Source organism: Massilia eurypsychrophila, from assembly GCF_002760655.1.
GTDB lineage: Bacteria > Pseudomonadota > Gammaproteobacteria > Burkholderiales > Burkholderiaceae_D > JAFCUW01.
The window spans coordinates 1-5,819 of the sequence record NZ_PDOC01000049.1 but is presented as its reverse complement, the minus strand read 5'-3'; the positions used below and the strand labels follow the sequence as shown (position 1 = coordinate 5,819).

General features: G+C 60.7%; 5 protein-coding genes. All 5 read left to right on the top strand.

Annotated features, from left to right (window positions below; genetic code table 11):
* Positions 1-275 precede the first annotated feature (275 nt).
* From CR105_RS26835 to CR105_RS26815, 5 genes are read left to right on the top strand one after another with little or no spacing between them, the layout of a single operon-like run.
* On the top strand, positions 276-692 hold the full coding sequence (locus tag CR105_RS26835) for a hypothetical protein (RefSeq protein ID WP_099793976.1): 417 nt from the start codon (positions 276-278) through the stop codon (positions 690-692).
* The gene (locus tag CR105_RS26830; RefSeq protein ID WP_099793974.1) at positions 637-2,391 is read left to right on the top strand and encodes a terminase large subunit; all 1,755 of its coding nucleotides are present in this window, start codon (positions 637-639) and stop codon (positions 2,389-2,391) included. The genes CR105_RS26835 and CR105_RS26830 overlap by 56 nt, the downstream gene beginning before the upstream one ends.
* 42 nt (positions 2,392-2,433) lie before the next feature.
* Positions 2,434-3,726, top strand: a complete 1,293-nt coding sequence (locus CR105_RS26825) for a phage portal protein (protein ID WP_180288328.1) — start codon at positions 2,434-2,436, stop codon at positions 3,724-3,726.
* Positions 3,710-4,372: an HK97 family phage prohead protease gene (locus tag CR105_RS26820; protein ID WP_099793970.1), complete on the top strand. Its 663-nt coding sequence runs from the start codon at positions 3,710-3,712 to the stop codon at positions 4,370-4,372. The genes CR105_RS26825 and CR105_RS26820 overlap by 17 nt, the downstream gene beginning before the upstream one ends.
* A 51-nt stretch (positions 4,373-4,423) precedes the next feature.
* A complete protein-coding gene (locus tag CR105_RS26815) occupies positions 4,424-5,713 on the top strand; it encodes a phage major capsid protein (RefSeq protein ID WP_218968763.1) in 1,290 nt (429 codons plus the stop codon).
* The last annotated feature ends 106 nt before the right edge of the window (positions 5,714-5,819 follow it).

The window sequence follows — 5,819 nt, the reverse complement described above, 5'->3', positions numbered from 1 at the left end:
GCCAAGCCCGCATCGATGATCCGCTGAATTGTCAGACCATCTGCAAGCCCTGCCACGACGTAAAGACCGAGGCAGAGCAGGGGAAGAAGAAGCGGCCGGTGGTGAAGATCGGTCTCGATGGCTGGCCATTACCGGAGTAAGAGACCCATGCCCAGCCCCCCCATAGGAAAGAGGGGGAGGGCACCTCGGAACCGCAGAGGATCACGCAACAGGGGACCGCGCTCTCCCCATTTAATCGCACAGTCAGGATAGAAAAACGGTTTTTGGAGGCCACGATGCCAGGTCCAGGTAGAAAGCCGGCGGGCCTCAAAGTGGTCGCCGGAACGGAAAGGAAGGACCGAAAGCCAGTAGGCAATGTCGAGCTTCCCGTCTTATCAAATGTTCCGGAAGCGCCAGACTGGCTTCCCAATTCGCACGCAATCAAAGAGTGGAATCGCCTCGCCGCGATCCTCACCGCAAACAAACTACTCACTGAAGGCGGGTTGTCGGCACTCGGCATGCTCTGCGCATTGCACGGCAAGATCGTCCAACTATATGCGGCTGGCGAGGCGCCCACCGCAAGCATGGCTGGCACCCTGCGCAATATGGAAAACGACTTCGGCCTGACGCCAGTCGCACAGGGCAAGGTGAAACAAGTTGGCGAAACGGACAAAGGAAATAAGTTCGCCGGTAACGGCAAGCGGACAGCGTGATTTCGTCCAGATAGCGATCGATTACGCGCAGGCTGCGGTCGACGATACGGACCGTAAGCGCTTCGGTAAGTGGGTGCGACTGGCCGCGAAGCGGTTTTTGGACGACCTAAAGCGGGCAAAAGCAAAGGGCAACCCCTTCACTTTCGACGCTTGGCATGCTGTAGACGCCTGCGATTTCATCGAAAAGCTGCCGCACGTAGAGGGAACCTGGGACACAGAGAACGTGGTGATGCACCCGTCTCACATTTTGTTCGTTGTTAACCTGTTCGGCTTCCGGAATCCGGACGGTACGCGGCGCTTCACGACGGCGCTGTTCGCAGTGGCGCGCAAGAACGCCAAGTCCTTCCTCTGCTCGGCCATCCTGCTCTATTGCTTCTGCTGCGAGGACGAGAACGGCCCCCAGGTGATCAGCGCCGCGACGACCGGTTCGCAGGCGCGGATCGTGTTCAACGTCGCCAAGCGGATCGTGGAGAAGCTTGGCGACCTGCGCGAACATTTTATGTTGGAGCCGTTCGCCAACGCGATCGCGCGCTACGCAAACGGCGGAACGTTCAAGCCGATCAACGCGAAGGCAAGCACGCAAGACGGTTTGAATCCGTCGCACTGCGGCATCGATGAAATCCACGCGCACAAGAATCACGACCTGCTGAATGTGCTGAAGTCGGCCGCCGGCGCGCGCCGGAACCCGCTGTTCCTGTACACGACGACCGAGGGCTACGAAAGCCCGGGCCCGTGGGGGGAGATTCGCTACTTCGCCAAGCAACTGCTGCAGGGCTTGGTGGAGGCGGACCACTTCCTGGCCATCTACTTCGCGGTCGACGACGAGGACAAGGACGCTGGCATGCCGGCCGACGAAGACTTCGACGAAACGAAGTGGATCAAGGCCAATCCGCTGATGGAGGTGAATCCCCTTCTGATGAAGGAGATCAGGAAAGAAGCGGTTGAAGCCAAGTCAATGCCTGGCCGGCACGCCGAATTCAAGATCAAGCGTCTGAACCGCCCGTCCGCTGCTGCTGGCGCTTGGGTGAACCTTGTGAAGTGGCGCGCATGCACTGGCGCGGTTGATCTGGAATGGCTGCAGCAGCACCCGTGTTGGGGCGGGCTTGACTTGGCGAGCACGAGCGACCTGACATCGTTCCGGCTTGTCTGGAACGTGAACGGCACGCTCTACACGGCCGGCTGGCGGTTTGTGCCGGGCGCCGCGGTGAAGGGGCGCACCGAGCGCGGCCTAGTGCCGTATCAGGCGTGGGTGCAAGCCGGTTATCTGATCGAGTCCGGCGCCGAGGTCACCGACTACGACGCGGTTGAACTCTGCATCTTGGCCGCCAAGCGGCGGTTCAACATCCAGATGATCGGATACGACGCATGGAACGCGAAACAATTGGCGCAGAAGCTGCAGGCCGCTGATGTGCCGCTGCAGGAATTCATTCAAGGCCCGAAGAGCTACCACCCGGCGATGCAGGCGCTAGAGCTGGCGTACATCGGCGGGCACCTGGCGCACGGTAACGACCCGGTGCTGAACTGGTGCGCATCGAACCTGATCGCGCGCACCGACCAAAACATGAACACGGCGCCGGACAAGAAGAAGGCGCCGGAAAAGATCGATGACATGGTCGCCTTGCTGATGGCCATTGGCGTCATGCAGTCGGCAGCGCCCGCGACCGGCGGCACCCTTGACGAATACTTATCGGACCAATAGCGCATGAAAATATTCAGCAAGGTAGCGGCCGCCGGCCTGGCATTGAAAAGCACGTTCTTTTCGATCCGGGACGCTGTCGCCTATCGCGGCGTGCGCGACCCGAACAAGGACATTACCGTCAACCACGGCAATATCCTGAACGGCACACCCGGCGTGAACGCGGCGCTCCAGCTGTCCGTGGTTTGGTCGTGCGTTCGCCTGATCGCTGAGACGATCGCCACGCTGCCGCTGATCACGTACGAGCGCAAGGTGGTGAACGGGCGCGAAATCCGTGTGGTGGCGCGTGAGCACCCGCTGTATGTGCTGCTGCACGACTCGCCCAATGCTGACATGACGGCGGTTGAGTTTTGGGAGGCCGTCGTATCGCAGATCTGCCTGTGGGGGAACGCCTACTGCCTGAAATCGTTCAACGGTATCGGCAAGCTGGTGGCTCTGGACCCGCTGAATCCGGCGTTAATGCGCCCGCCCTACCGCGGCAGTGATGGCCTGATCCATTTCGACTACAGCGCGCCAACTGGACTGAAGGAATACACCGATTCCGAGATCTGGCACATCAAGGGCTTCGGTACCGATGGCTTGATGGGCTTGTCACCGATTACGGTCGGCTGGCGGTCGATGTGCGGCGCAACGGCAACCGAAAACGCGTCGGCCAGCACGTTCACGAACAACATGCGCACGCAGGCGGTGGTGTCAGTCCCGGAAATCCTGACCATCGAGCAGCGCGCGCAGATGAAAACGAAGTTGCTGGGCGCCGTGTTCGGCGATGCGCGCACCGGGCAACTCCAGTTGCTTGAAGGCGGCGCCGAAATGAAGCAGCTTTCGATGCACCCCGCTGACGCGCAGATGCTGGAAACCCGGGCATTCAGCGTCGAGGACTTGTGCCGCTGGTTCGGCATCCCGCCTTCGATGATCGGCCACGGCACAGCAGTATCTAACTGGGGCACTGGGCGCGAGCAAATCAACCTGAACCTGATTCAGTACGTGTTCCGCGCGTACATGGTCCGCATCGAGCAAGGCATCAAGAAATCGTTGATGAAGCCGGCTGAGCGCACACGCTACTTTGCCGAATACAGCGTGGAAGGCCTGCTGCGCGGCGACAGCGCAGCGCGCGCCGCCTTCTACAGCGCGATGACCCAGAACGGTCTCAAGACCCGCAACGAATGCCGCGCGCTGGAGAACGACCCGCCGCTCGATGGTGGCGACGAGCTGACCGTGCAGAGCAACCTGATCCCGCTATCGCTGCTGGGGAAAATCACCAATACCGCGCAGGCGGCCAAGTCGGCCGTGTTGTCGTGGCTAGGAATCAAGGAAGAAAACGATGGACTACCTGACTAAATCGATCGAACTGGACATCAAGAGCCTGTCCGACAAGGGCAAATTCTCCGGCTATGGCTCGGTGTTCAACGTCGTCGATAAGGGCGGCGATATCGTCGCCCCAGGCGCCTTCGCGGAGAGCCTTGAGAAGTGGAAGAAATCCGGCCGCATGGTGCCGATGCTGTGGCAGCACCAGACAGATCAGCCTATTGGCGGCTGGCCGACGCTCAAGGAGGACGACCACGGGCTGTTCGGCGAAGACGCCGATTTGTGGATGGACGATGCGCCCTACGCGCGCCTCGCCTACAAGGGCATGAGCACCAAGACGATCACCGGCCTGTCGATCGGCTACCGCGTCAAGGACTACAGCGTCAACAAAGACACCGGCATCTACACGCTGCAGAAACTCGACCTGGTCGAGATCAGCGTCGTGACCAACCCGATGAACGACGACGCCCGCGTGGCCGACGTCAAGTGCATGTTGGAGGCCGGCCGGCTGCCGAGCCTCCCCGAATTTGAAAAGTTCCTGCGCGAGGCAGGCTTCTCCAAATCGCAGGCTGCAGCTGTCGCGAACGGCGGCCTGCCGAAGCTTTCCCGGGGTGAGCCCGGTGGCGAAAAAAGCGACGAAATTCTTCGTTTGTTCAACGAATTTACCCTCACCCCATAAGGAAATATCATGCGAAACAAATTCAATAAGTATCTCAAACCGGCATTTCTCATGGCCGTATGCTTGGTTGCAGGTGTCGCCCAAGCGGCTGGCGCCGACGTGCAGGCCTTCGTGCAGGCACACCCAGGCATCGCCAGCCTGGCGCTTGTTGGCCTGATCGGAGAGACCGAGATCAAAGGCCTCGAGATCGCGCTGGCGAAGATCAACGACCAGGTCAAGGAACACGGCGAGAAGGCCCTGGCCGAAGCCAAACGGGGCATCGACATGTCCACGTCGGTGAAAACGACCGTCGACGAACTGCTGGTGAAGCAGGGCGAGCTGGTCGCGCAAGTCACTGAGCTGGAACAAAAGGCCGCTCGCCGCGGCACCGAAGACGGCGGCGCGCAGCTCAAATCGATGGGCTACCAGCTGATCGAGAGCGAAGACTTCAAGAAGTCCGTCGGTGCTCTGCAGGAAGGTAAAGGCGGCAAGCTCGCAATCGGCGTCAAGGCGATCACCAGCGCGAGCAATAGCGCCGGCCAGGGCGTTAACCCGCAAGTCCTGCCTGGCGTGCTCACCATGCCGGCTCGCCGCCTCACCATTCGCGATCTCGTGGCACCTGGCCGGACCGCCAGCAATCTGGTTCGCTACCTGAAAGAGACGGGTTTCACGAACAACGCGGCGCCAACGGGTGAGGGCACGCGAAAGCCAGAATCGACCATCACGTACGCGCTCACCGATGCGTCGGTAAAGAAGATCGCCCACTTCATCAAGGCATCGTCCGAGATCTTGGAAGACTTCCCTGCGCTGCAGTCGCAGATCGACGGTCGCCTGACCTACGGCCTGGACTTCATCGAAGAAGGCCAGCTGCTCAAGGGCTCTGGCTCCGGCAACAACCTGAACGGCATCTACACCCAGGCGACGGCTTACTCGGCACCGATGGCGATCACCGGCGCCACGCGCATCGATACGCTGCGCCTGATGCTGCTGCAGGCCGAGCTGGCCGAGTATCCATCTGACGGCATCGTGCTGAACCCGATCGACTGGGCCGGCATCGAGCTGACGAAGGATTCGACCGGCCAGTACATCATCGGCAACCCGCAAGGCACCCTGTCGCCGACGCTGTGGTCCCGCCCGGTGGTGGCCACCCAGGCCATGACGGTTGATACCGCGCTGGTCGGCGCGTTCAAACTGGCCGCGCAGATCTTCGACCGCTCGGACGCGGGCATCGTCATCTCGACGGAGAACGAAGACGACTTCGTCAACAACCTCGTGACGATCCTGATCGAGCGCCGCCTGGCGTTTGCCGTCTACCGTCCTGAAGCTTTCATCAAGAACGCTAACTTCGACGGCGTCGCTTAACCAGAAGGGCGGCGCTTCGGCGCCGTCTCTTTGAGAGGAGAACAGCATGCTGATCAAAGTAAATGCACTCGAAAGCTTCATGCACGGCCGCTCGAACTTTGTCCGT